Origin of the sequence: Pseudomonas sp. LLC-1, assembly GCF_002992185.1 — a bacterium.
GTDB classification, from domain to species: Bacteria; Pseudomonadota; Gammaproteobacteria; order Pseudomonadales; family Pseudomonadaceae; genus Aquipseudomonas; species Aquipseudomonas monteilii.
Genome location: NZ_LUVY01000036.1, coordinates 1 through 538, shown reverse-complemented (window position 1 = coordinate 538; position 538 = coordinate 1). Strand labels below are relative to the sequence as shown.

Below are 538 nucleotides of genomic sequence, written 5' to 3'. Positions count from 1 at the left end.
CCCTTCCCCACGTTAACGTCGGCACTATCGGCCACGTTGACCACGGTAAGACCACTCTGACCGCAGCTCTGACTCGCGTCTGCTCCGAAGTTTTCGGTTCGGCAGTCGTTGAGTTCGACAAGATCGACTCGGCTCCGGAAGAAAAAGCGCGCGGTATCACCATCAACACCGCTCACGTCGAGTACAACTCGAACATTCGTCACTACGCTCACGTTGACTGCCCAGGTCACGCTGACTACGTGAAGAACATGATCACCGGTGCTGCCCAGATGGACGGCGCGATCCTGGTTTGCTCGGCCGCCGATGGTCCGATGCCGCAAACCCGTGAGCACATCCTGCTGTCCCGTCAGGTAGGCGTTCCGTACATCGTGGTCTTCCTGAACAAGGCTGACCTGGTAGACGACGCTGAGCTGCTGGAACTGGTCGAGATGGAAGTTCGCGACCTGCTGTCCACCTACGACTTCCCAGGCGACGACACTCCGATCATCATCGGTTCCGCTCGTATGGCCCTGGAAGGCAAAGACGACAACGAAATGGG

Annotated in this window: 1 protein-coding gene; it reads left to right on the top strand. The window is 58.4% G+C overall.

The window, feature by feature from the left end; translation table 11 throughout:
• Nucleotides 1-538 (top strand): GTP-binding protein (locus tag A0O30_RS27560; protein WP_146256336.1); only part of this gene is annotated, 538 nt, incomplete at both ends.